The following is a 24,166-nucleotide window of genomic DNA, read 5'->3' on the forward strand; positions in this document are numbered from 1 at the left end:
CCGTGAAACCGGGATTGGCTCGTGGGTACGGGCAATGGCTTTGCTTGAGGTCACGATATCGCGCCCATCCACCGCCAGTGCATGTCCCGCAGGGTGGCGGGTCCCCGCGGAGCGTTCGGTCACCGCGATCCAGGGCTGAAGGCCGTCAGTCGGTATTGACGACGTCGCTCACCGCCACGCGAAGTGCTCCCGGCGCTCGAGGCGGTGCGCCCCCCTTCAGGCTCGTCAAACAGGTCAGGCCGGGGCTCCAGTCCGGCTCCGAGCCATACGAGCATGGCGGGAGCTTCGGGGGGCAGGTCAGCAGCGAGCGCCTCCTGACTTGGTCGAAAGTACAGGGCGGCGCGATGCTGTTTTCGAATCGGCGACAATCCGCGCCTGTGCGTCGAAGATCGGTAATGGCGCCCCTGGTCTTGCCCGCCGGGCGTGCGCTCATGTTATGGTTTCTGAACGAAACGCCACGTTTGCGTTCCTCGAGCGTAGGGCGGTAGCACGATGGGCAGGCGTCTTGCGGCGATCTTGGTTGCCGATATCGTCGGCTACAGCCGGCTGATGGGCGCCGATGAAGCGGGCACGGTCCGCCGTCTCAAGGCTCTTCGCCGCGCCGTCACGGATCCTGCGATCGAGGCTGCTCAAGGCCGCATCGTGAAGACCATGGGCGATGGCCTCCTGGTCGAGTTCCCGAGCCCCCTCAGAGCCGTATCCTGTGCGGTTCGCATCCAGCGGGTGATGGCGGATTGGGAGTCGTCCTTGCCCGAGGAGCGACGCTTCAGGCTCCGCTTTGGCATCAACGTGGGTGACGTGATCGCCCAGCCGGACGGGGATCTGTTCGGGGACGGCGTCAATGTCGCCGCACGCCTGGAGCCGTTGGCCGAGCCAGGGGGGCTGTGCGTCTCACGATCCGTTCATGATCAAGTCCGGGACAAGCTGCCTTACCGCTTCGAAGACCGGGGCAAGCTGGATCTGAAGAACATCGCGCGGCCCATCGGCGTCTTCGCCCTGTCGGCCGATGCCGTCCAGTCGATGGCCGAGCCCGACGAGGAGGACGATCCGGACGACCTCCCCGAGGCGAGAGGCGGGATGGCTCTCTCGCCCCCGGAGGCCGCGCCTCGGCCGCGGCGCCGCCTCGGGCTTGGCCGGCTGGCGCTGGTGATGGCCTCTGTGGCTCTTGTGCCCGCAGGTGTGGTGGCGTGGTCCGTCTGGCCGACACCGGCCCCGAAGGCCGCGCATACGCTTGCTGTGCAGCACGGTTTGCCGCCCAGGCCGCTCCCGCCCCTGTCTCTGGTCGTGCTCCCGTTCGCGAACCTGAGCAACGACCCGGAACAGGACTTCTTCGCGGATGGTCTGACGGAAGATCTGACGACCGATCTGTCGCATCTTGCCGGAAGCTTCGTCATCGCACGGAATACGGCCTTCACCTATAAGGGCAAGGCCGTCGATGTGAAGCAAGTGGGCCGCGACCTGGGCGTGCGCTACGTTCTCGAAGGAAGCGTGCGGCGCACCGGAGATCACGTCATTCTCAACGCGCAGCTCATCTCCACCGAAACGGGAGCGCACCTTTGGGCCGACCGTTTCGAGGGCGAGCGTAGCCGTCTCGGGGAGATCCAGGCGGAGTTCGTTGCCAGGCTCGCGCGAACTTTGGATATCCAGCTCAGTCAGGCGGAAGGTCTGAGAATATTACGCGAGGGTGCCGTCAATCCGACGGCGGCGGACCTCAACATGCTCGGCTGGGCCGCCATGAACCGGCCGCGGACACCCGTGAATACACTGGAGGCCCGGGCGAAGTTCGAGCAAAGCCTGCGAGTGGATGAGAACAATCCTCAGGCGAAGATCGGATTGGCACGGGCGATCGCGCAGGCCGTGAATACGAGGGTCAGCAAGGACACGGTGGCCGACAGCCAACTCGCCCTCCGGTTAGCCAACGAGGGTCTCGCCGCTAACCCGCAGAGCCCGATGGCTCACTACGTGAAGGCCGAGGTGCTTCGGGCAACGAAAGACTTCGAGTTGGGCCTGAGGGAGATCGAGATCGCCACCGAGTACGATCCGAACATGGCCATAGCGTATGCTCTTGCCGGGATCACCAATCTTTGGGCCGGCAAGGCTGCCAAGACATTCGCGTATGTGGAGAAGGCGATCAGGCTGAGCCCGAAAGACCCACTTCTCAACGCGTGGGAGTATTACATCTGTCACGCCCATACCCATCTGAAGCAGTGGGAAGAAGCGATCAAGTGGTGCAACAAGTCTGTCGGACATGTGCCCTATTATTTCGCCTATATCGATCTCGCTGTGGCCCATGCATGGCTGGGCCACAAGGAGGAGGCGAGAGACGCGATCGAGAACGTTCTCAAGTTGAATCCAGGGTACACGGTCAACATTCTGGCAAACGCTGACTATTCGCGGAATCCCACATTCGTCCAAGAATATCAGCACATCGTCGAAGGCGCCCGTATGGCCGGCCTGCCTGAAGGTTCGACGGATTAGCGCAGTGTCCCGAAAGGTGTCTGCCGGCTTTCGGGGCAAGAGGAGGCATCGCCAAGGGATGGCGCATCGTTGGATAGCGCATCGTTCCGGTTCCGGCCTTGAGAGCAATGCGCGCCGGAAGCCTCCTGTGGTCCTGTCGCGATGCGCCAGTCCTGTCTCGATCGTCTCGCGGGCACGTCCCGCGGCGTGCGCGGCAAGAATCAAGGGCCGGCGGCTTCCGCGGCCTTCCGTATCGGCTCGATGATCTGATCGACGCTGAAGCGCCGCACGCTGGCGGGGTGGAAAGTCCCGGAAGATCGTCAGGACTTTGGCGGCTTCGGCTTGGATCGCCAGAGCGGGACAGGGTTGCGGGCAAAACCACGCACAATGGGTGTTCGATGCGATGTTCGCTCGCGCGTAGGGGCGGCCCGCAGGGCGAACGGCTTCGGGCCCGCGGTCGGACCCTTCAGGCGTTGGTCCGGATCGGGGCGGTCCGAGTGCATGCGGAAGGTCCCGCCCGGCACGAGGACCGTGCCGTCGCCGGTCGCCGGGCCGCTGGTTCGGTCGCGACCGGTTGCACGCGCCACCGCTCGCCCCCGGGCGGGTTTCGGCGAGCGGCCGCTGCGCTCACTCCGCCGGAGCGGGCGGAGCCATGCCGGTGATCTGGACCGAGGGCTGCTCGCTCAGCCAGCGATAGAGGACGCCGCCGAGGACCCCGCCGAAGATCGGGGCGACCCAGAACAGCCAGAGCTGGGCGAGGGCCCATCCGCCCACGAACACGGCGGGTCCCGTGCTGCGCGCCGGGTTCACCGACAGGTTCGTGACCGGGATCCCGACGAGGTGCACGAGCGTCAGGCAGAGCCCGATGGCCAGCGGCGCGAAACCGACGGGTGCCTTGCCGTGCGTGGCCCCCATGATGACGAACAGGAACATCATGGTCAGCACGACTTCCGACAGGAGGCACGACATGAAGCCGTACTGGCCGGGCGAGTGCTCGCCGTAGCCATTGGCCGCGAACCCCTTGGCCAGGTCGAAGCCGGGCGCGCCGCTCGCGATGGCGTAGAGTACGGCCGCGGCGACGAGGCCGCCGATCACCTGCGAGACGACGTAGGGAGCAATGTCCCGGGTCGGGAAGCGGCCGCCGGCCGCGAGACCGCAGGTGACGGCCGGGTTGAGGTGGCAGCCCGAGATGTGGCCGATGGCGTAGGCCATGGTGACGACGGTCAGGCCGAACGCGAGCGCGACGCCGAGGAGGCCGATTCCGACCTGCGGGAACGCGGCCGAGATGACGGCGCTGCCGCAGCCCGCGAAGGTGAGCCAGAAGGTGCCGATGCCCTCGGCAGCGCATTTGCGGATGTCCATGGAAGCCTCCTGCGGTCAGGCGGGGCAGCCACCCCGGAGCCCGTTCGCCCGAGAGGAACGGGTGTCGTACCGGAATCCCCGGCGGGCCGATCGGGCGGCCCGCATCGATTTCAGATCGCGGAATGGAACATCAGATGCTGGACAGCCGACACGTGCGATGAGCTTGGCTGCATCCTGCGGCCGACGCGCGACAAGCCCTTGTACCGCAGAACTGCAGGGCCCGGTTTGAGCTAGGTCAATCCCGGGCTTCTCGGGCACCCGGCACCCGGGGTGCAGGACCTTCGCGCGGGCATGGTTCCAGCCCGGTTCCAAGGCGCCGCGGATTCGCTCGAACACGACCAGAAGGGCTTGGTCGAGCGGGATCGGATCCGAGCGCCTTGTCCAGCCTTCGACCAGCGCCGCTGACCCATTACCTTGTCGCGCGCTGCGCCGGTGGCGCTCCCAGGAGAGCTCTTCGCGTCGGGCGGTGTCCGGTTTGGCCACGCAGACGATAAGGTGCCGATTTTATGCTTGCGCCTGCCGGGCCGTTGCATTTCAGGCGCATCCGCCGCGCAGGCGGTGCTTGACCGTTCATCGATGCCGGTGCGGTGTAGACTGTAACTGAGGCCCTTTGACATGAATCAATGCGGCTCCAGTCTGTTCGGAAGTTTAATCTTCGATTGTGAAATGAAGGCGAGACGATTCAACACTTCACGAGATCTATAGGAGGTGTCGTATGGGCAGCACGGCAACCTTTGGGACCCTGAACGTCGAGGCGGGGCGTGCCCGCGGGTGGTTCATCGCGGTCGGCAGCTTGCTGCTGATCCTCGGCATCGTGGGCCTGTTCATGGTGGTGACCCTCACGATCGCCAGTACGCTCTGGTATGGCATCCTCCTGATCGCGGCCGGCATCGCCGAGATCGTCGAGGCGCTCGCCAAACCCGCGGAGGTCGAGGTCTGGCGTTCCCGCGCCGTTCGGTTCCTCGCGGGGCTGCTCTATCTGGTGGGCGGGCTCTGGGCGGTGTTCCGTCCCCTCGAAGCCTCGCTCGCGCTCACGCTCGTGCTCGGCCTGACCCTGATCGCCTCGGGCGTGGCGCGCGCGATCTGGGCCATCGTCCATGAGACGCAGATGTCGCGCGCCACGGTGATCCTGTTCGCCGTGCTCTCGATGCTTCTGGGCGCCGCCATCATCGCACAATGGCCCTATTCGGGCCTGTGGGCGATCGGCCTCTTCGTCTCCTGCGACCTGATCGCCGCGGGACTGTCGTGGGCCTGGATCGGTCTGTTCGGCAAGCCGCCTATCGCGCCGGCGATAGCATCGCCCGGTATCGGCTCGGCGGCCCGATGAGGCTCGGCGGCGGACACGCGGATGTCCGCCAGCCCTCGACCTGACCATGGACATCAGACAGAGAGCCGGAGGATGGCAATGGGACCGATGCATCGTCGCGCCGTACTCGGCGGCCTCTCGTCCGCCGCCCTGGCGGCTGCGGGCCTGCTTGCGGTGCCGCGTGCCGTGGATGCCGCGCCCCTCAGGGTGGAGCCCCTCGGTGATCCGAGCGGCGCGCCCGTCGCGCAGGCACAGGCCGTGGTCGTCGTCCCGCGTCGGCGCCGTCGCAGGGTTTGCTGGTGGCGACGCGGACGCCGGGTCTGTGCCTGGCGCTGAGCGATGCGCCCGTGAGCCGAACGGGCCGCGGTCGCCGCGGCCGGCGCAGCCCGGTCGTCTCGCCGCAAGTCACCGCATCCGGGATGGAGCTGACCGATGTCGACGCGACGCGCGTTCATCAAGACCCTCCCCGCCGTCGGAGCCGCGTTCTCCGCGGCCGGCTGCCTCATGGTGGAGGCGAGCGTCGCCCGCGGCACGGAGCCCGGCGCGGAATTTCCTCTGCCGGAGCACTTCCACCCGAAGGGCAAGCCGCCATCGAGGTTCACGCGCGAGGTGCTGCGTCGGGCTGGGGCCAGTTTGCCGTTTGCGGACGACACGGATTTCGAGGAGCAGCGAAGGGGACTGATCGCCCCCATGGCCGCCATGACCATCCCGGCCGATGGCGGCCACGTGGCCTGGGACATGCAGCAGTTCCGGTTCCTGGAGGAGCAGGACGAGTTCGACAGCATTCACCCGTCGCTGCTGCGCATCTCACGCCTGAACAACAATTACGGGCTCTACGAGGTCGTCCCCGGCATCTATCAGGTGCGGGGTTTCGATCTCTCGGACCTCACCCTCGTGCGGGGGCGGACCGGGTGGATCGTCTTCGATCCCCTCGTCAGCCAGGAGACCGTGCGCGCCGCCTGGGCGCTGTTCCAGGACCATGTGGGTGAGGGACGGCCGATCTCGGCCGTGATCTACTCCCACACCCACGGGGACCATTGGGGCGGCGTGCGCGGCCTCCTCAAGGAGGAGGATGTGCGCTCCGGCGCGGTGCCGGTGATCGCGCCGGCCGATTTCCTGGCCCACACGGTGGCGGAGAATGTCTACGCCGGCAATGCCATGAACCGGCGGCTCTTCTACCAGTACGGGCTGCTCCTGCCGGCCGCGCCGCACGGCTATGTCGGGCAGGGCCTGGGGCAGCGCGTCTCGGCCGGCACGAGCGGCCTGATCGCCCCGACGCGATCCGTGGAGAAGCCGATCGAGACCTTCGAGGTCGACGGCGTGCGGATGGTCTTCCAGAACACGCCCAACACCGAAGCGCCGCGGGAGATGAACACCTACATCCCGGACATGAAGGCGCTCTGGATGGCCGAGAACGTCATCGCGTCCCTGCACAACATCTACACCTTGAGGGGCGCCCCGGTGCGCGACCCCCTCAACTGGTCGAAATACATCAACGAGGCGCTGCACCGGTTCGGCCTCGAGGCCGAAGTGATGTTCGCCTCCCACCATTGGCCCCGCTGGGGCAACGGGCGGGTCCAGGAGGTTCTGCGGGCGCAGCGCGACCTCTACGCCCACATGAACAACCAGGTGCTCCACCTCGCGAATCAGGGCGTGACGATCAACGAGATCCACACCGTCTACGCGTTACCGCAGAGCCTGCAGCAGACGTGGCATTGCCGCGGCTATCACGGGTCGCCGGAGCACAACAGCCGGGGCGTCATCCAGCGCTATCTCGGCTTCTGGGACTGCAACCCGGCAACTCTGATCCCGCTGCCCCCGTCCGAGAGCGCACCCCTCTACGTCGACATGATGGGCGGCGCGGAGGCGATCCTCGCCCGGGGCCGGCGCCTGCACGACACCGGCCAGTACCTTCTGGCCCAGGAGATCGTGAACAAGCTCGTCCAGGCCGAGCCGCAGAACCAGGCCGCCAAGGACCTCCTCGCCGACATCTTCGAGCAGATCGGCTACCAGCAGGAGAACCCGGGCCTGCGCAACAGCTTCCTGGCCGGGGCCTACGAGCTTCGCTCCGGCATTCCCGAAGGAGCGACGGCAAGTTCGAGCAGCCCCGACGTGGTGCGGGCGATGACGACCGAGCTGTTCCTGAACTTCCTCGGCATCCGCATGGACAGCCGCAAGGCGGAGGGGATGCGCTTCACCATCAACCTGATCACGCCGGACAACGGCGAGCGGTTCATCGTCGAGCTGGAGAATGCGACGCTGACCAACATCGCGGGCTTCCAGGCCGAAAGGCCCGATCTGACCCTGACCATCAACCGCTCGGATCTCGAGCAGACGATGGTCGGCGCCAAGACCCTGGAGGCGCAGATCGCCGACGGGACCGCGCAGGTTCAGGGCGACGCGAGCATCCTGACCCGCCTGGCCGCCACGATGGTGGAGTTCGACCCGCGCTTCGAGATCCTGCCCGGCACCAAGGCGCGGGGCGCCGCGAACGCGGTGCAGGCCGATCCGTACCGGGCCGATCCCGGCCGGGTGGCCGTCGAGTAGCCGAGGCTGCTCGACCCGACCCTCTCGATGGCTCCGAGCCCCGGCTCGCTCTCGGCTTCTCCCAAAGTTGCGCATGACTGCTTCGACGTCCAGCACCAGCCTCGGCTTGCTCGGCATCCTGGTCGGCCTCGGGCTACTGGTGTGGTTCGCCTATCGCGGCTGGAGCGTGCTGCTGCTGGCTCCGGCGGGATCGATCGTCGCCGCGCTCCTCGCGGGAGAACCGCTCCTCGCCCACTGGACCCAGACCTTCATGAGCGCAGGCGCCCAGTTCCTCGCTCAGTTCTTTCCCCTGTTTCTGCTCGGTGCCCTGTTCGGCAAACTGATGGACGATTCCGGATCGGTGCGCGCGATCGCTGAGACCTTCACGGCTCGGCTGGGTGTGCGCCGTGCCGTGCTGGCCGTCGTCCTCTCCGGCGCCGCCGTGACCTATGGCGGTGTCAGCCTGTTCGTCGCGTTCTTCGTCTTGGCGCCGATGGCGCACGCCCTGTTTCGACAGGCTGATGTGCCGCGCCGGCTGATGCCCGCAGCCATCACGCTCGGTGCCTCCACGTTCACAATGTCGGCGCTTCCCGGCACCCCAGCGATTCAAAACGCGATCCCGATGCCGTTTTTCGGCACCACGCCTTTCGCCGCACCCGGTCTTGGCCTTCTCGCCTCCGCCATCATGCTGGCGTTCGGGCTGTGGTGGCTCGGGCGGCGCGAGGCGGCGGCGCGCAGGGCCGGCGAGGGCTACAGCCCCGCCCCGAACGCGCCGGCAGAGGCCGACGATCAGCGCCTGCGTGAGCTCGTCACGACGGCACGCGAGTTCGATCCGGTCGAGGCGCAGCACGGTCACCGCAGCGAGGCGGCCCCGCCATTCTGGGCTGCGGCGGTGCCCATCGGCGTGGTGGCCGCCGTCAATCTCGGGATGACCCTGGCCGTGCTGCCGAGGCTCGACACGGCCTTCCTGGCAGAGGAGCGCTGGGGGAGCACGTCGTCGATGGCCGTCGGCGGCGTCTGGTCGGTCATCACTGCGCTCATCGCCGGCATCGTCGCGCTCGTGCTCCTGAATTGGAGCAGGTTGCCGGCGCTGCGCGAGAGCATGGATGCGGGCGTGAACGCCTCCGCCTTGCCGGTCGTGACCATCGGGAGCCTCGTCGGCTTCGGCGCGGTTGTCGCGGCGATGCCGGCCTTCGGTGTGGTCCGGGACTGGATGCTGTCGATCGGCGGCAGCCCCCTCGTTTCGCTGTCCGTCGCGACGAACGTGCTCGCGGCGCTGACGGGTTCAGCCACCGGCGGTCTGACCATTGCCCTCGACGCCCTCGGTGACACCTACCTGCGACTAGCCGGCGAGCAGGGGATTAGCCCGGCGCTGCTGCACCGGGTCGCCGTGATCGGGGCGGGCACCCTCGACGGTCTGCCCCACAACGGCGCCGTCGTGACGCTGCTCGCCCTCTGCAGAGTGACGCACAAGGAAGGCTATTTCGACATCGTCATGGTGGGGATCGTGGGAGCCCTGATCGCCTTGATCGTGCTGATCGCCCTCGGTTCGACCCTCGGAGCATTCTGAAGGACGCTCGTGCATGCCGTCCAGGGGCAGTTCGAAAGTCGATGGTATCGCTGGCGACCGAGTCCAAGGTGCCAGGATGCCGCGATGTTGAGACTTCTGGCAGCTGGACAAGGAACCAAGTCACATGTCCATCGGCGCAATCACCTCAGGAGATCAGAACCGCGACCAGGTTCTGATTGACTTGGCCCTGCAGGGTGGCGGCGCCCACGGCGCCTTCACCTGGGGCGTGCTCGACCGCCTTCTGCAGGAGCCATCGCTCAGGATCGACGGCATCTCCGGAACGTCGGCCGGCGCCATGAACGCGGCCGTCCTCATCGACGGCTACGAGCAGGGCGGGGCCGCGGGCGCGCGCGCGGCGCTCCAGGCCTTCTGGGACGCCGTCTCGCGCGCGGCGCGGTTTAGCCCGCTCCAGCGCAGCCCGTTCGACGTGATACTCGGCCGCTGGACCCTCGATCACGCGCCCATGTACCTCGCCGCGGATCTGATGGCGCGGGTGTTCTCCCCGTACGACCTCAACCCGCAAGGCTTCAATCCGCTGAGGCGGATCCTGGGCGCGCGGCTGGATTTCGGCCGCATCGCGTGCAGCCGGATCAAGCTCTTCGTCACCGCAACGAATGTTCACACGGGCCGGGGGCGGGTATTCCGAAACGCCGAGGTCACGGCCGACGTGCTCCTCGCTTCGGCGTGCCTGCCGACCCTGTTCCAGGCGGTCCAGATCGACGGCGCCTACTACTGGGATGGGGGCTATTCCGGAAATCCGACGATCACGCCCCTCGTCCGCGAGTGCGAGTCGCAGGATACGATCATCGTGCAGGTCAATCCGGTCGAGCGCGCGCAAGCGCCGACCTCGGCCCGGGAGATCCTCAACCGGCTCAACGAGGTCTCGTTCAACGCGGTCCTGCTCAAGGAGCTGCGGATGATGGCCCTGCTGCGGCAGGTCGCGCCCGCGGACAACTCGGAATGCGCCAGATGGGCCGCGATGCGCATGCATCACATCGCCAGCGACGTGGTCGCGGGCCTCGGTTCCTCATCAAAGCTCAATGCGGAATGGGCGTTCCTGACGATGCTGCGGGACGAGGGGCGCCGCTGCGCCGAGGCCTTCCTGAACGACCATGGGGCGGATCTGGGCCGCCGCCCTTCGTTCGACCTCGACCGGCTGCTCGAAGGCGTGTGACGCTGCCGCTGCCCGGAAGACCTTCCGGGCAGGTTCGACTGATCCCACTGGAGCTTGATTAGGATAAATGTGCGATCGTTGAGTTTTGAATTTGTCGCGTTTCGGGTCGATACTGCACTGAATCTTCAACGGACTTCGGTCTCGGGTGTCCGCAGGTGGCGATGTGCCGCCCAGGCGGCTGAAGACCTGCCCACGTCTCTTCAGGCCGGTGCGCTCGAGAGGTGGCGCGGCACCCCGTGTTCAGACCGTCCCGATATCGGGGGCGCCTTCATGCCCCGAACCGCCCGTCGCGTCCGGCCGGCATCGGAAACGCCCCGGCCCGGCGCACATGGACAGAGGAGTGAACGCACGTGACAACTCCGCCCGCTTCCGCAGGCGGCTTCTCGGCGCAGCTATGCGGCAACCCGCTGGCTTGTGCGCCGAAGGCCGCTATCCCGGCCCGAGCCGAAGGCCCGCTGATGCACGACCCTCGCCGCCGCAACGTCACGATCGAGATCCGTACCGCACTCGCAGCGGTGTCGGCGCTCGGCCAGCGTCTTGGCTTTGACGGTCCCGCAGTCGGGGCACGTCTGGGATGTGCCGCGCGGATCGACCAACACGACGGACGCATTGGCGCTTTCAGCCTTATACGTCGTGAGCTGGACGAGCAGAGACCACGCGGCGTCGTGGACGGACCGGGCGAGCATGCCTTTCGTGAGCCCGGCCATGTTGAGGTCTTCGAACGCGATGCCCCGGTAGCGCAAGACCAGGGATCGCGATAGCTTGTGCACGTGGTCGCGCCGCTGGCGGGCGATCCTGGCTGAACCCGCCGCCAACCGCGCCTTGGCCCTGAGACGACGCCTGCTGCCACGCTGGCAGCGGGCGAGCGCCCGTTGACGGCGACGCTGAGCCTTCTGCGCGCGCCGAGCGAAGCGGGGCATCGCGACCGTCTCGCCGTCGCTCGTGGCGATCAGGCTGTTCAGGCCCAGGTCGATGCCGACCGTGCCGATGCCACAGGTCTCCGCGAACGCGGCCTCGACGGACAGCACGACGTACCACCTGCCCTGCTGGCGGGTCAGGATCGCGGTGCCGAGCTGGGCGTCGGGCGGAAGATCGCGGTGCCAGACGGCCTTGAGGGAGCCTGGCACGCCGACCACGCCCAAGCGGCGATCCGTCCGGATCCTCAGCCCGTCGCCGACGCGGAAGGTCGCGCTGTGGAACCGGGCCGAGGCCCGGAAGCGGGGAAAGCCGCGTCCGCGCCTGAAGAACGCGGCGTAGGTCTGGTCGAGCCGGCGGAGTACCTGTTGCAGGGCGGAGAACGACCAGCGCCCGAGCCCGTCCGGATCGGCGGCGCGGCACGCCTTCAGCTCGCCCGCCTGATGCCCATAGCGCAGGCTCATGCCGCGACGCCGGTATGCTTCGACGCGCTGTTGCAGACCCGCGTTGTACAGGCCGCAGAAGTCCCGCAGCATCGCGTCGAGCACGACGCTCTGCGCTCGGCTCGGCCGAAGCCGATACTTGTAGCTGCGGACGGACACGGATCAGATGAGCCCTTGGTCTTGGGCGATCCGAACGAGCGCCTGTGCCTGCGTCATCGACGCTCGCTCCTCGACCGTGGCGATCCGCAGCCGCAAGCCCTTGAAACCGCCCGCCACCTGGAAGTCGTGCACGAGGACCGTGTCCGGCCGCGGGTCGTCGAAAGACGCCCTGATCCTGTCCCAACCTTCGCATCGGCCGCAGCCGATGCGCGTGTACCGCCTGTCGATGCTGCTCGGCCGAACGCTCTGCGACTTGCCGCATCCACCGTCGCAGATGATCGTGATCGCCTGTTCGGAAGGACGAGACATTCACACCCCCTTCTGCGCATCGATGTAGCGGCGGATCGTAGCCTCGGAGACAGCGCCGACCGTTGCGATGAAGTAGGAGCGGGACCACAGCGTCGGAAGCCGCGAGCGCAACGCGGGGAACTCCTCGCGCAACAGCCGGGACGACACCGCCTTGAACTTGCCGACGATCTCGGCGGGCGCCCAGCGCGGATCGGCTTCGACGAACAGGTGAACGTGGTCGGGCAACACTTCGAGGGCGTGCACCGTCATGTCCCGGTTTGCGGCGATCTCGTTGATGATCTCTTTCAGGCGGTCATCATAGGGGGCTGTGAGCACCTTGCGCCGGTACTTAGGACACCAGACCGCGTGGAACTTCAGGCTGAACACAGCCCCCGCGTTCCTGGCGTATCGTGCACCCGCGCCGCTCATGCCGTGTTATATGTGCTGCACGCACATAACGTCAAATAAGGAGGCGCGCATTCCCCCGGTCGGCTTCCGCCGACGGTCCCCTGCGCGAGAATTTGATGGACAAGATCCGGGCTCTTCGGGTGGCGCTGTCCGCCCTCCCCTGTTGACCTTCGCCACGTTCGCGCAGGCGGCGCCCGCCGGCCCCGTGAAGGCCAAGGCACTGGCCGGCCCGACGGTATCGAAAGCCGGCGTCACCATCGGCCGCCACAAGGCGCTCCCGAAGAAGAAGCGCATCCGTCACGAGCGGAAGATGTAGGCTCGATCGCGGCCGCGATCGCGCGACCGTGTGCAGATCCCTGAGCGCTCGCCCACCGCGAGCAAAGCCTGTTCGGTGGGCGCGCGTGAGACGAGGGCCCGGGTCGGACGTCCGGGACGCCCTCACCCGCCCGAAGGCTCGCGCAGCCGTCGTTCACTCGGCAGGCGAATACCAGATCGGCGACGTATAGGCGCGTTCCTGGAGCGACGTCGGTACGTCAGGCGGGAGTTTCAGCCCGTAATATTTGGCGTCGTAGGCGGTCCACCGTGGCGTCGGAATCTCGAGGACGCGACCGTAGTAGAACGCCCGCTGTCGCGGATCGAAATCCGGGTCCTCCCAGACGGCGATCAGTTCGGGGCTTCCGATGGTGTTGCTCCAGGTCGCGCTGGCGAGATCGACCGTGTTGCCGACGGGCGGCAGCTTGCCGTTCTCGGCCGGTTTGCGCGCGCCCGACCACGCGACGTCGTAGACCTTCTCCTGCATCTCGCCTCGCTCGTCCAACCAGCCCTTGACGATCTGGTAGCGGTCGAGATTGGCCCCGATCGGGTCCTTCAGCGCCGCCACCAGGAAGGTCGGGGCCTTGCCGGCGGGCGCAGGGCCGAGGTCGCCGCCCATCGGGACGCCCTTGGCATAGCCGGCACGCGCGGGGCTCCTGCTCCGGGCATCGGCTTGGTCGAACGCGTACCCGCCGAAGAAGCGCACCAGCATGCGCGGGCCCGTCGTCGCGTAGGTCTCGCGACGCTCCATCGCGTCGAAGAGGGCCGCGCGCGTGTTCTCCGTCGCCCACACGGCGGCGTAGCCGGAGGCCGAGGTCTCCCACTCGTAGAGCGTTCCGGCCGCGCCCTTGACGAAGACGCGGCTGCTTCGCTCTGCGTTCGGCTCCATCGCGGAGGTCTTGCCGAAGTAGTTGTCCTCCTCGACCGCGCTCAGCCCGGTATGGGCGTCGGTCGAGCCGATGAGGCCGAACTTGTAGGGGTTGACCCCCGTCTCGGCCTCCAGCTTGAGACCGAACTTCAGCCCCGAGCGGGCGTACTCGTAGGGGAGCATGGCCGGGGTTTTGGCGACGCTCAGGTCGAGATTGCCCTTGTCCCACCGCTCGAAATTGGCGAACTCGTCGTTGGGCGACAGGTAGGGGTGGGTCTCGCCGTCGCCCTTGATCTGCGTCGCCTCGTAGAGGCGCTCCCATTTGGCCCGGATCTCCGCATAGGCGCGGTCGATCCTCCGGTCGGTGCCGGGCTCGATGACCGGAAACATGCGGCCGTTGGAGAGATTGCCGTTGTGCGCGATCGCCAGCAGCCGGCCTCCGGTCCTGTCCTCATAGGCGGCCATCCAGGCCCAGAGATCGCGCGGGTTGTCGCTGCCGAAGGGCGCCATCGTCGTGTAGGGCACGGCCCGGCCGGCGGTTGCGCCGCCGTCGCGGAAGATGACGTTGCGGTGGAGATTGTTGCCCCCGGTGTTGGAGGTCCATTCGTAGCCGATGAGGGCCGTGAACCGGCCGGGATCGTCGGCCTCGTCCGCCGCCTTCACGATCTCCTGCCAGGCCGACCGATAGGCTCCCCCGTCCGGCCGGTAGATCAGCGCCTTGGGGAAGGTGCCCTGAGAGAAGGCCGAGATGATCTGGATGGCCGCGGCCGCCCCCTGGCCGTTGACGATCATGTCGTGCCACTTCCGGCCGGTCGGATCCGCCAGGATCCCCGGCTTGCCGGCCAGCAGGTCCGGGAAGAAGCCCAGATTGTCCGAGTGGTCGGCCACGACCAGGAAATCGAGGGGCCGCGACAGCTTTGCGGGCTGACCGGAGGATGCGGTGACCTGCTCGCCCTTGGCGAAGCGGTAGGCCTCGCGCGGTCCGAGCCGGGCGCCGAAGGCCCCGGCGTCGAACGAGAAGGACGTGTGCAGGTGCGTGTCGCCGAAGAACGGCCGGCTGGGAAAGGTGCGGTCGGCATAGGGCGAGTAGGCGCGCTTGGCCGGGTAGAGCCTGTCGGCGGCGTCCTGGGTCAGCGTGCCGGCATCGGCCGCCGTATCGTCGGCAGCCCGTGCCGGATGGACGACGGGCAGGAATGTCAGGCCGAGGAGCGCGAGCTTCCGGATCACACGCTGAGCCAAGGCAGCCTCCCAGAATCGGGTTTCAGAATGCGGCGACGCGCTGGATGACCCAGGCCACCGCCAGGGTTCCGATGAGGTAAGGGGGGATACGGGTGGTCCAGCGTGGCGGCGGGCCCCACAGGCGCCGCGACAGGGCGGCCAGCGCCAGCACGGCGCCGACGAAGAGCAATTGGCCTGCCTCCACCCCGAGATTGAAGAACAGCAGCGCGACCGGGACGTGCCCGGCGGGCATGCCGATCTCGCTCAGCGCGCCGGCGAAGCCGAAACCGTGCAGCAGCCCGAACGCGAAGGCGACGAGCCAGGGAGCCCGGGCGGCGAGCCCGGCCCGACCCGCGCGGGCCCGCAGGATCTCGGCCGCCACGAACACGATCGAGAGGGCGATCACCGCCTCCACGGGTTTGGGCGGCACGTGGACGAAACCGAGCGCGGCCGCGGTCAGGGTGAGGCTGTGCGCGGCCGTGAAGGCCGTGATCGCCCAGACCAGCTGACGGGCCGACGGCGTGATCAGGATCAGGCCGAGCACGAACAGGAGATGGTCGAACCCGAGCAGGATGTGCTCGACGCCCAGCGAGAGGTACGTGCCGGCGACACGGATCCGGCTCGGCGAAGCCGCGATCGTGGCCTGCGGGGCCGCGGGTGTGAGCCGATGGTCGACGGAGCGTCCATCCGCGAAGGTCACGCGCAGCAGGGCGTCGGACACCGTGTTCTCAAGGCCGACGAGCCCGATGCTCTGACCGGCCAAGCCCTCCTCGGCGCGGATGCGCCAAGTCTGCACCAGGGCCTCCCCGGTCCTGCGGGCGAGGACCGGCGATACGGGTTCGACCCGGCCCGAGAAGCTGACCGTCAGGGCCAACCTCAGATCTCCCCGCATCGGCGTCTTGAGCAGCACGTCGAAGAGACCGGGGGTCCGTTCCTGCACGTCGAGATAGGCGGGCCGGATCTCGTGCGCGGAACCGACCGGGCATGCCAGCACGCTCAGCGCTCCGAGAAGCGCGACGTGGGCCGGCAGGCGGCGCGGGCTTCGGCGACGGGGCGTCATCGGGCTCACGGGCCCGGTGGCCGAGCGGGCGCGTCCGCGGGGACCGGTCGCGCGCTCACGTCCCAGACGACGCCGTACTTCGCGCGCAGCGCGCCGAGGTATTCGTCTTTCAGGGCGCGCTGCCGCGCCCCGTACCACGCCTCCGTGACCGCGCCCCGGACCTCCGCGAAGGGCCGCACCTCACCCTGCGTGCGGCTCGAGATCCGCACGAGGTGCGTGCCGTAGGCGGATCGGACGGGCCCGCTCCACGACCGGACCGGCAGGGCGAAGACGCTCCGGGCGAAGTCGGGACCGAACAGGCTGGCCAGGCTCTGGGGGTCGAGGTCGGTGAAGGCGTCGTCGAGGGCCAGGGGGTCGCCGACCGTGGGCCGCGCGTCGCTGCCGGCGGACGAGAGCAGGGCCCGCGCGGCGTTGGCCTCCGCGGTGGCGTGGGGCCGGCGCTCCGGGCTGAAGAAGACGTGTCGGAAGGAGATCCTGGGCGCGCTTCGGTAGCGTTCGGCATGGTCCGTGTAGAATTGCCGGAGCTGGTCTTCGCCCGGCTCGGCCAGACGGGCCGTGTCCTCGACGAGGAAGCTGAGCTTCTGTGCCAAGCGCCGCCGCACCACCGTGTCGTGCTGGTCGAGGCCGAGGGCTCGGGCCTCGCGCGCCAGAAGCTCCTCGTCGCGCAGCGTCGTGAGAAGATCCCGCATCTCGTCGGGGGTCGGGTCCCGTCGCCACTGGCTGGAGAAGGTCTCGCGGACCCAGCGCGCCTCGCCCTCCCCGATCCGGATCGGCTCCGGCTCGGATTGCGCGCCGCGGTTCAGCCAGGAATAGCCGCCGAACAGCACCGCGCCCGCGAACAGGAAGTGCACGAGCGGCTCCCGCACCAGCGCGGCGAGCTGAGACGCACCGCGCTTGCCCTTCCCCGGACCGGCATTCTCCGCCCCGACCGGAGCACTCGCCGCAGCGGCGGGAGCCGGTTCGGCGCGCGAAGGCATGACCCTAATAGTAGCGCCCGACGCGCCGCGCCGTCCGTCGGGACGTCCGACGGGCGACGCCGGCGACGCTCGTCGCGGTCGCCGGACGCCCGATCCGCGCCTCGGCCTGGGATACGGAGGGGAGGCCGCTGAACTGCCCGGATGGCTGCGCATCGGTCATGAGGCCTGCCCCGAATGCGGCGGCGGCGATCAGCCCGCCCCGCGCAAGCCGCCAGCTCAAAATAGTCATGGCTCGATCCTCGCTCCGGCCGGGAACCTGTCGCCCGGTCTTCGAATGTGCCTCCGCATCATTCGGGAATTCGGCGCGCGCGCTTGATTGCGCGAGACACCCCGTCGCAAAACATTCCCGAACACGGCAAGAGAAGAGCGGTTTGCCCGCTCCCTGTCCGGTTTGGTCAAGGAGCGCCCGCCGATACGGGCTAGGATGAAGCGGTTCCGTCCGTTCAGGGCTGCCGAGGAGGCCCCCATGACGATCTCACGGGCCTGCGCCGCCGTCCTGATGCTCGCCCTTCCCGCCGGGGTCGCGGCTGGATCCACCCGCGTCGAAGCGCGTGTCCGCCTCGCGCAGGGCAGCGTCACCATCCCCAGCGACGCCCAGCTCAACCGCCTCGAGCGCGAGGCGATCACCACGCCTCCGCTCGACGTGAGCGAGCCTCCGCCGGGCGCCGAACCCGGGACGCAGGAGCGGCACCGGGACCGGCGTGATCGCCGCATCGATCGCAGGCTTCCGGAGCGCGGGGGCGCCTGCGACGGTTGCTGAACGGTTCCGGACGGCGCGCCCGCGGGTGGGCCGGCGCCGCGCCCGCGGGACCCGCAGGGTCGCTCCGAGGCCCCGGTGTGAGGTCACGATGCAGGATCACAAGCCTGTCGCTGTCGATCCCGACCGGGCAGGACCGGGCGGCCCGGCCCGCCGCGCCAGGCCGCCCAGGCGGTGGAGCCGGGCCCTCGTGGCCGTCGCCATCCTGCTCGTCGCCGCCGGCGGGTTCGGGCTTGCCCATGTCTGGTCGCCGCACGCCGACCTGCGCATCACGATCGGGCCCCCCGGCAGCACGGCCGAGCGCTTCATCATGGCCTTCGCGTCCGTCTCCAAGGTGCAGCATCCCCGCGTCAATCTCGACCTCGTGCGGGTCGACGACCTCGCGGGGAGCGCCAAGGCGCTGGAGGAGCGCCGGACCGACCTCGCCATCGTGCGCAGCGACGCAGCGGCGCCCGCCAATGCCCAGACCATCGTGATCCTGCGCAGGGACGTCGTCGCCTTCGTCCTGCCCCCGCACAGTCCCGTGTCGTCGGTCGCCAACTTGGCGGGCAAGACCGTCGGCCTCGTGGCCGGGCCGCTGCAAGACACCAACGCGCGCGTCCTCGACACGGTGCTGAGCTACTTCAACATCCCCGCGAAGGAGGTCGGCCGGACGTTTCTGCCGGTGGACGAGCTGGCCCAGTCCGTCCGGCAGAAGAAGCTGGCCGCCATCCTGGCGGTCGGTCCCATGGCGCCGGGCCAGGTCGTCGACGTGGTCGCCGCGGTCGCGCGCGCCACGAAGGGCACCCCGGGCATCCTCGGGCTCGACGAGGCGGAGGCGATCGGCAAGCGGTTCCCGGGATTCGAGTCGGTCGACGTGCCCGTGGGCGCGTTCCGGGCGAGGCCGGCTACGCCGAGCGACTCCGTCACGACGTTGGCGGTCACCTATCGGTTCGCCGCGTCGGAGCTGATGCCCAACGTGGTGGCGGCAGCGATCGCCCGGTCGATCCTGACCACCAAGGCTAAGCTCGTGGCGGTGACGCCGCTCGCCACGCAGATCGAGGCGCCCGATCCGGACGACAAGAGCCCGATCCTGCCCGTCCATCCGGGCGTCGCCGCCTATCTGAGCAATGGCGACCAGAGCTTCTTCGACCAAGCCCAGCAGTATTTCTATCTCGGCGGTCTGGTGATCAGCCTCGCCGGATCGCTCCTCGCCGCCGCCTCGGCGGGCTGGGCCCGGCGTCGATCGGAGGCGGAGTGGCGCCCGATCCGGCGCCTGGTCGAGATCGCCGACGCGGCGCCCTGCGCCGACCGCGCAGAGCTCGCCGCCCTCGAGGGCGAGTTCCGGGACCTCGTCGCGGCGATGCTGGGCTGTCCGTCCGGATCCGTCAGCGCCGATTGCCTGTCGGCCTTCTCGACGGCCCTCGCGCATGCGCGCCACGCCCTCGACCGGCGTCGGGCAAGCCTCGGGCCGGAGACGGCGGTCCCGACCACGCCGACGCTCGTGGTCGCGCATTGACGGCAGGCCGGGCCGGGGCGTCAGGGCGGGCCGCACGGCGGCTGCCGCCGGGCCTTCGGGGCGCCACGGTCTTTGCGAGCGGGGCTACTCGGCCCCCGGTGCGCGCAGGAGCAGGGTGCGCAGGCGCCCGGCGCCCAGCACGCGGCCGATCTCCCGGTAAGCGAAGTACGGGAGCAGCGCCACGAACATCACCCACGCGAAGGTGAGCACGCCGCGCGGGCCGCCGGCCATCTCCGGCAGGACGGTGCCCGGTCCCTTCCCGTGCCAAGCCCCGACCAGCACCTCCTCCAGGGCGTAGGCCGCCACCAGGACGGCCGTGAACAGGAGGGCGCGGTACAGGATCACGTAGACGAGGGGCTTTCGCTTGATGCGCCGGCCGAGGCTGAGCGACCCGAGCTTCGTCGCCTCGGCGATCAGCATGAATTTGGCCAGAACCAGGGCGTTGATCAGCCCGAGCGCGTAGAAGTGGTAGCTCGGATAGTGCGGAATGTCCTGATCGATCCGTGCGTAGATGTTGATGCTGAAGAGGATCAGGGTGCCGAAGACGACGATCAGGTAGGTGGCGAAGGCGAGGTAGCGCTTCGCCTCGGCGGCGGCCCGTCGCTTCAGGGATCGGGACGGCGTGCCCTCGCCGGCACGCGGCAGATCCCGGAGACCGGGGGTGACGGACGCAGCCTGTTGAGAAGAGACAGGGGGCATGGTTCGTCCTCTGCGGTTCCCGTCCGCTCACGATCCGGCGCGCGCCGACGGGTTGTTCCTGTCCGTGCCTAGGAAGCGCCCGGGCGGCCGCCGAATGCGCCGCTTCCGGCCGTCGTCACGTCCCCCCTGCCCTCGCGCCGCGCGCATGGGCCAGCGGACTGGATCCACACCCGCGCCCGAGGCCCCGGATCGGTTGCCCGATACGGGGCCTGACAGGTCGCGATCAGGCGGCCAGCTTGACGGCGTGCTTGCTCTCGATCGTCCGCCGGATCAGGCGGCGGGTCCGCTCGGTGAAGGCCATCTTGTCCGCCAGGCAGCTTTCCAGCAGGACGCCGACCCCGAAGTGACCGCTCACATCGGCCATGGCCACGAGGGCGACGTACTCGGCGATGCGCAGATGCATCAGGTGATTGGCCTTGATCAGGACGTACAGGGCCTTGGCGGCCGGGGTCTGGATCTCGGCCAGCTCACGCCGGAAATCCTCGAGGAAGACGTCCTGAAGCCGGCCGTTGGCGGCAATCGGTTTCTCGCCGATCAGCTCGAAGCAGCGGTCGAGCGATTGGAGCGTCTTCTCCTGGATCAAGGCGCGCGACTGGAGGGCCTCCTGGATGGCCGGATCCTGCGTGACCTGGCCCAGCTCCTCGTAAATCTTCGTCGCGCGTGCCGCGTGATGCCGCGCATCGCTCAGCATGCGCACGAAAAGCTCCTTCGGTGTCTTGACCGGCATGGCAATCTCCTCACGCTGCATCGGTTTGAATCGAGGCATCTCTCGAATGCCGAGACCGCTTCGCGCGCCCTTGGCCTGACCGGAGGCAGCATTCTGCCGGTCGCCGGGATGAGCGGAATGCGCCGATCGTCGTGAAGCCGCGATCGGTCCCGCTCTGATCGGGCGATGCAGGGTCGGCAGGTTACCCCCGCCTCACCGCACCGAAGCGAACGACGCATTATGCGTCCGTGGCGATCCCATGCTTGATCGGGCGAGACACCGCCGCACCGGGAGCTCCGTCTCGGCAACCGGGAATTCGACGCGGGCAAACGGCAGAACCGTATCGGCGCGGGCACCGTGCAGAAGCGGCGTGCTGGGTGAAGAGCTTTGCGGTTCCGGTTTCGGGTGCGGGTGCCCGGACAGGACGACCCGCGGCCGCGGGAGCGACACAGGTCTGCCGCGACCGTTCACCGGGCGCACGTCCCCTCGGATCAAGCGGCGTCGGCAGCTCGGCGTTAGCGTGTGATCAGTGCTTATCCGAGGGGCAGAGGGCCTCGCGTCCGGCTCGCGCTCCCCTCGGCAGGTCCCTCTCCAGAACGGAGGCTATCCGATGAGAACTCTGCGGATTGCGGTGGTGGCCTGTGCCGCCCTGATCATGAGTGGTGTGGGGGCCGACGCGCGCGGCTTTGGCGGCGGCGGCTTCCGGGGCGGCGGGTTCCACGGGGCGGGCTTCCGAGGCGGTGGCTTCCGAGGCGGTGGCTTCCACGGCGTCCGGGCGGGCGGGTTCCGCGGCTATCGCGGGGCGGCGGGCGGCTATCGCGGCCGCTACGGCGCGGTCGGCCGCTACGGCGCAGTCGGCCGTTACGGCGGGGTCGGCCGTTACGGGTACGGATATGGCCGCTACGGTTACGGCGTCCGTCCCTACGGCTACGGCCTGGGCGCGGCGGCCGTCGGGGCCGCGGCCGCCGCCGGCTACGGCGCCACCTACGGCCGCTGCGGAGCCTACGCCTACTACGATGCCTATGCGGGCGTCTGCCGCCCGTACTGACCTCCCTGCGACAGGGCCGAGGCGAGAGGCCCCGGCCCCCGATCATCCGGCCAGAGCTGGTGGCCCGAGCGGCCCGTTCCGGCAGGCTGGCCTCAGAATGGGTTCGGTCAAAGCCATGACCTTCCGAATCGTCCCCCCGCTCCTCCTCGCAACCTGCCTGAGCGCGCCCGCGCTGGCACAATCGTCCGGCCTGCAGCAGCCGGCAGCCCTGTTTCACGGCAACTATTGCGGCATCGGCAACAACGCCCCGTTGCCGCCCATCGACGCGCTCGACGCGGCCTGCGCGCGCCACGACGCCTGCACCCCCATCGGCGGCCTGCCCTCACGGGCCTGCAATCTGCGGCTTCAATGGGAGACGGACCGCATCTCGCGCGATCCGCGGCAACCGGACGATATCCGTGCGCTGGCGGGCTTCGTGTCCGCCGGGGCCGCCCTTCTGCCGTCCGACCTGAATGCGCCGGCCGCCGTCAGGGTCCCGGTCTCCGCGCGCTACGGCGCTCCCCCGGCCCCATCCTACCGGCCGGTCTATCGCGCCTATTAGGGCGCGCCATCAAGGACTCGAAGCCGTACCCGGCCGCGAGGCGACCGGGCGTACGGCTCGCGCGCGGATCATCCGACGCGGTCAGCGGCGGAAGCCACCGCCGCGGAACCCAGCCCGGTACCCGCCGACGCGGCGTCCGTAGACGGCCCGGCCGCCATAGACCCGGCCGCCGCGATACACGGCCCCACCCCGATAGACGGCCCCGCCCCGGTACCCGTACACCCCGCCACCCCGGTACCCGTAATAGCCCGGTGCGCCGTAGACGTTCGGCCGGCAGCCACCATAGGGACCCCGATGAAAGCCGGGTCCACACCCGCCGGCGGCTTGAGCAGCCGTAATGCCGAGGCCGCCCGTGTCGGGCGAACTTAGGCCCAGCAAGGCAGCCAGCGTGAGGGTTGCGAGCGAGATCATCCGTGTCGGTTTCATGGGATCTCCTGAATTCGACAATTGAGATGAGGTGGCGACGAGTTCTGATCGGATTTGAACGCCGATCTTTGTCTGTCGGTTCACAAAACAGCCGGCGTCCGGTGAATGCTAGAACGCATCCCAGACAGGTTCTGAATGGCTGGTCCGTTCATCGCGTCCACGATGGCGGACGGGCATGGACATCGGATCGGCTGGCGCTTCCGGAGGCCGGCTCGCGTGTCTCCAGATGCTGGGCGTCATGCCGGACCAGCGTCGGAACGCGTGCGTGAACGCCGCCGCTTCGGAGAAGCCCAGACAGGCGGAGATCTGCGCCAACGTCATGTTGGTATCGGTCAGGAGCTGTTTGGCCGTCTCGAACCGGATCTGCGTGGCGACCGACCGGAAGCTCGTGCCTTCGGCCCTCAAGCGGCGGCTGAGGGTGCGCCGATGCACCGCCAGATGGCGCGCGACGGCTTTGCCGGACCACGGATTCTGGATGAACTCCGCGCGCAGCAGCCGCCGCAGCTGCTCCGACATCTGGAGCGGGGCTGCGGCCCCGAACTGTTGGATGCGGTGTTCCGCCATCCGGTGGGCCGCCCGATCTGCGCCCGCGATCGGTTGCTCCAGAAGGCGTGACGGGAAGGCGATGGCCGCCCATTCCTGGTCGAACCGGACGGGCGCGCGGAAGAAGTGCCAATAGGGATCGGTGTGATCCGGCGGCGCCCGCGGCAGCAGGAGTTCCGACGGGCACCAGTGCGCGCCGCACAGCGCGCGCACGACATTGACGACGGTGGCGAGCGCCCCCTCCGATTGGAGGCCCACCGCCGTCGCGCCGGCCTCGTAGGGAAAATAATGAAGCAGCGCCAAGTCGGCCTCGACGCAGAGCCTGACCGCGGAGCCGCACGTCCAGGCCCAGGGCCGGGTCTCCAGCACATGCAGGGCATCGCCGACCGTTTCCGCGTTCCGGATCAGGCCGTTGCTCGGCCCGAGCTTGGCGAGCGCGATGCGCTGTCCCACGAGCAGACCGAGATGGCCGCACCGCGTGCGGCTCGCACCCAGCTGAAGCAGCCGGCCGAGCGCGGCATTCGAGATCGGCCCGCCATCGTCCCTGGACGCCCAGGGTGCACAACCCGCCTCGCGCAGGAGGCGAACGGGATCCGCGCCGAGTTCCGAGAGAACGGCACAGGTCGCGCTCGTGACGCTGCCATGGAGGCTGTCGGCGGTGGGGTTCTGGGCCGCAGCCCGCGGCCGGGAAGAGTCGAGGAAATCACAAGAGTCTTCGAGCGCGAGAGCAAGGCGATGGGCCATCGCAGAAATCCCATTCTCCCCAAAGCTGGGCGATTTCACGGGATTGTCCGAGTGAGCACATTGCGCTGGATCAATGTTCTCTTGTGTCGGGATAACCGCTCACGATCTTGGGAAAGGAATACAATATTCGACAGGGCGCGACAGCCCGATAGCGCCCGCGT

General features: G+C 68.6%; 23 protein-coding genes. 11 read left to right on the forward strand and 12 right to left on the reverse strand.

The window, feature by feature from the left end; translation table 11 throughout:
* The first annotated feature begins 492 nt into the window (after positions 1 to 492).
* The gene (locus ACYCO6_RS17085; RefSeq protein WP_459773130.1) at positions 493 to 2,478 is read left to right on the forward strand and encodes an adenylate/guanylate cyclase domain-containing protein; all 1,986 of its coding nucleotides are present in this window, start codon (positions 493 to 495) and stop codon (positions 2,476 to 2,478) included.
* A gap of 606 nt (positions 2,479 to 3,084) precedes the next feature.
* Here ACYCO6_RS17085 and aqpZ read toward each other — a convergent pair.
* A complete protein-coding gene (gene aqpZ, locus ACYCO6_RS17090; RefSeq protein WP_459773132.1) occupies positions 3,085 to 3,819 on the reverse strand; it encodes an aquaporin Z in 735 nt (244 codons plus the stop codon).
* A 715-nt stretch (positions 3,820 to 4,534) separates the two neighbouring features.
* Here aqpZ and ACYCO6_RS17095 point away from each other — a divergent pair.
* The 5 genes from ACYCO6_RS17095 to ACYCO6_RS17115 all read left to right on the forward strand — a co-directional run bounded on the left by ACYCO6_RS17095 (position 4,535) and on the right by ACYCO6_RS17115 (position 10,395).
* Positions 4,535 to 5,146 (forward strand): HdeD family acid-resistance protein, encoded by a 612-nt coding sequence (locus tag ACYCO6_RS17095; RefSeq protein WP_459773134.1) that lies wholly within the window; start codon positions 4,535 to 4,537, stop codon positions 5,144 to 5,146.
* Positions 5,147 to 5,218: 72 nt separating this feature from the next.
* Positions 5,219 to 5,461 carry a hypothetical protein gene (locus tag ACYCO6_RS17100; RefSeq protein WP_459773136.1) on the forward strand — a complete coding sequence of 81 codons (243 nt, stop codon included), beginning with the start codon at positions 5,219 to 5,221 and terminating at the stop codon, positions 5,459 to 5,461.
* Between the two features lie 96 nt (positions 5,462 to 5,557).
* On the forward strand, positions 5,558 to 7,672 hold the full coding sequence (locus tag ACYCO6_RS17105) for an alkyl/aryl-sulfatase (protein ID WP_459773137.1): 2,115 nt from the start codon (positions 5,558 to 5,560) through the stop codon (positions 7,670 to 7,672).
* Positions 7,673 to 7,745: 73 nt separating this feature from the next.
* Positions 7,746 to 9,221, forward strand: a complete 1,476-nt coding sequence (locus ACYCO6_RS17110) for a GntP family permease (protein WP_459773138.1) — start codon at positions 7,746 to 7,748, stop codon at positions 9,219 to 9,221.
* Between the two features lie 124 nt (positions 9,222 to 9,345).
* Positions 9,346 to 10,395 (forward strand): patatin-like phospholipase family protein, encoded by a 1,050-nt coding sequence (locus ACYCO6_RS17115; protein ID WP_459773140.1) that lies wholly within the window; start codon positions 9,346 to 9,348, stop codon positions 10,393 to 10,395.
* A 392-nt stretch (positions 10,396 to 10,787) separates the two neighbouring features.
* On the opposite strand, the gene ACYCO6_RS17120 is transcribed toward ACYCO6_RS17115, so the two are convergent.
* The 3 genes from ACYCO6_RS17120 to tnpA form a co-directional block, all read right to left on the reverse strand.
* Positions 10,788 to 11,912: an RNA-guided endonuclease InsQ/TnpB family protein gene (locus ACYCO6_RS17120; protein ID WP_459773142.1), complete on the reverse strand. Its 1,125-nt coding sequence runs from the start codon at positions 11,910 to 11,912 to the stop codon at positions 10,788 to 10,790.
* A gap of 3 nt (positions 11,913 to 11,915) precedes the next feature.
* The gene (locus tag ACYCO6_RS17125) at positions 11,916 to 12,044 is read right to left on the reverse strand and encodes a hypothetical protein (RefSeq protein WP_459773144.1); all 129 of its coding nucleotides are present in this window, start codon (positions 12,042 to 12,044) and stop codon (positions 11,916 to 11,918) included.
* Positions 12,045 to 12,221: 177 nt separating this feature from the next.
* Positions 12,222 to 12,629 (reverse strand): IS200/IS605 family transposase, encoded by a 408-nt coding sequence (gene tnpA, locus ACYCO6_RS17130; RefSeq protein ID WP_459773146.1) that lies wholly within the window; start codon positions 12,627 to 12,629, stop codon positions 12,222 to 12,224.
* A gap of 142 nt (positions 12,630 to 12,771) precedes the next feature.
* Between tnpA and ACYCO6_RS17135 the strand changes: the two genes are divergently transcribed.
* On the forward strand, positions 12,772 to 12,924 hold the full coding sequence (locus ACYCO6_RS17135; protein WP_459773147.1) for a hypothetical protein: 153 nt from the start codon (positions 12,772 to 12,774) through the stop codon (positions 12,922 to 12,924).
* 153 nt (positions 12,925 to 13,077) lie between these two features.
* Here the strand turns inward: ACYCO6_RS17135 and ACYCO6_RS17140 are convergent, their stop codons facing one another.
* Genes ACYCO6_RS17140 through ACYCO6_RS17155 form a run of 4 tightly spaced genes read right to left on the reverse strand, consistent with a single transcriptional unit; the run spans position 13,078 to position 17,272 of the window.
* Positions 13,078 to 15,027 carry a DUF3604 domain-containing protein gene (locus tag ACYCO6_RS17140; RefSeq protein WP_459773148.1) on the reverse strand — a complete coding sequence of 650 codons (1,950 nt, stop codon included), beginning with the start codon at positions 15,025 to 15,027 and terminating at the stop codon, positions 13,078 to 13,080.
* A gap of 22 nt (positions 15,028 to 15,049) precedes the next feature.
* Positions 15,050 to 16,066, reverse strand: coding sequence for a HupE/UreJ family protein (locus tag ACYCO6_RS17145; RefSeq protein WP_459773150.1), 1,017 nt, complete (start codon positions 16,064 to 16,066; stop codon positions 15,050 to 15,052).
* Positions 16,067 to 16,071: 5 nt separating this feature from the next.
* Positions 16,072 to 17,043 carry a peptidyl-prolyl cis-trans isomerase gene (locus tag ACYCO6_RS17150; RefSeq protein ID WP_459773152.1) on the reverse strand — a complete coding sequence of 324 codons (972 nt, stop codon included), beginning with the start codon at positions 17,041 to 17,043 and terminating at the stop codon, positions 16,072 to 16,074.
* Between the two features lie 4 nt (positions 17,044 to 17,047).
* Positions 17,048 to 17,272: a hypothetical protein gene (locus ACYCO6_RS17155; RefSeq protein ID WP_459773153.1), complete on the reverse strand. Its 225-nt coding sequence runs from the start codon at positions 17,270 to 17,272 to the stop codon at positions 17,048 to 17,050.
* Between the two features lie 237 nt (positions 17,273 to 17,509).
* On the opposite strand from ACYCO6_RS17155, the gene ACYCO6_RS17160 reads away from it, so the two are divergent.
* A complete protein-coding gene (locus tag ACYCO6_RS17160; protein WP_459773155.1) occupies positions 17,510 to 17,803 on the forward strand; it encodes a hypothetical protein in 294 nt (97 codons plus the stop codon).
* 88 nt (positions 17,804 to 17,891) lie between these two features.
* The gene (locus ACYCO6_RS17165) at positions 17,892 to 19,298 is read left to right on the forward strand and encodes a TAXI family TRAP transporter solute-binding subunit (protein ID WP_459773157.1); all 1,407 of its coding nucleotides are present in this window, start codon (positions 17,892 to 17,894) and stop codon (positions 19,296 to 19,298) included.
* Positions 19,299 to 19,382: 84 nt separating this feature from the next.
* Here the strand turns inward: ACYCO6_RS17165 and ACYCO6_RS17170 are convergent, their stop codons facing one another.
* Entirely contained in the window at positions 19,383 to 19,997 is a 615-nt protein-coding gene (locus ACYCO6_RS17170) for a hypothetical protein (RefSeq protein WP_459773158.1), read from the reverse strand.
* A gap of 223 nt (positions 19,998 to 20,220) precedes the next feature.
* Positions 20,221 to 20,724, reverse strand: a complete 504-nt coding sequence (locus ACYCO6_RS17175) for a DUF892 family protein (RefSeq protein ID WP_459773160.1) — start codon at positions 20,722 to 20,724, stop codon at positions 20,221 to 20,223.
* A 589-nt stretch (positions 20,725 to 21,313) separates the two neighbouring features.
* Between ACYCO6_RS17175 and ACYCO6_RS17180 the strand changes: the two genes are divergently transcribed.
* Both ACYCO6_RS17180 and ACYCO6_RS17185 read left to right on the forward strand, forming a co-directional pair.
* Positions 21,314 to 21,751: a hypothetical protein gene (locus tag ACYCO6_RS17180; RefSeq protein WP_459773162.1), complete on the forward strand. Its 438-nt coding sequence runs from the start codon at positions 21,314 to 21,316 to the stop codon at positions 21,749 to 21,751.
* Positions 21,752 to 21,866: 115 nt separating this feature from the next.
* On the forward strand, positions 21,867 to 22,292 hold the full coding sequence (locus ACYCO6_RS17185) for a hypothetical protein (protein ID WP_459773163.1): 426 nt from the start codon (positions 21,867 to 21,869) through the stop codon (positions 22,290 to 22,292).
* An 81-nt stretch (positions 22,293 to 22,373) separates the two neighbouring features.
* On the opposite strand, the gene ACYCO6_RS17190 is transcribed toward ACYCO6_RS17185, so the two are convergent.
* The gene (locus ACYCO6_RS17190; RefSeq protein ID WP_459773164.1) at positions 22,374 to 22,718 is read right to left on the reverse strand and encodes a GCG_CRPN prefix-to-repeats domain-containing protein; all 345 of its coding nucleotides are present in this window, start codon (positions 22,716 to 22,718) and stop codon (positions 22,374 to 22,376) included.
* A gap of 108 nt (positions 22,719 to 22,826) precedes the next feature.
* Complete coding sequence (locus ACYCO6_RS17195; protein WP_459773166.1) at positions 22,827 to 24,005, reverse strand: AraC family transcriptional regulator; 1,179 nt, start codon at positions 24,003 to 24,005, stop codon at positions 22,827 to 22,829.
* Positions 24,006 to 24,166: the final 161 nt, after the last annotated feature.

The organism is Methylobacterium sp. CM6257 (assembly GCF_054611515.1).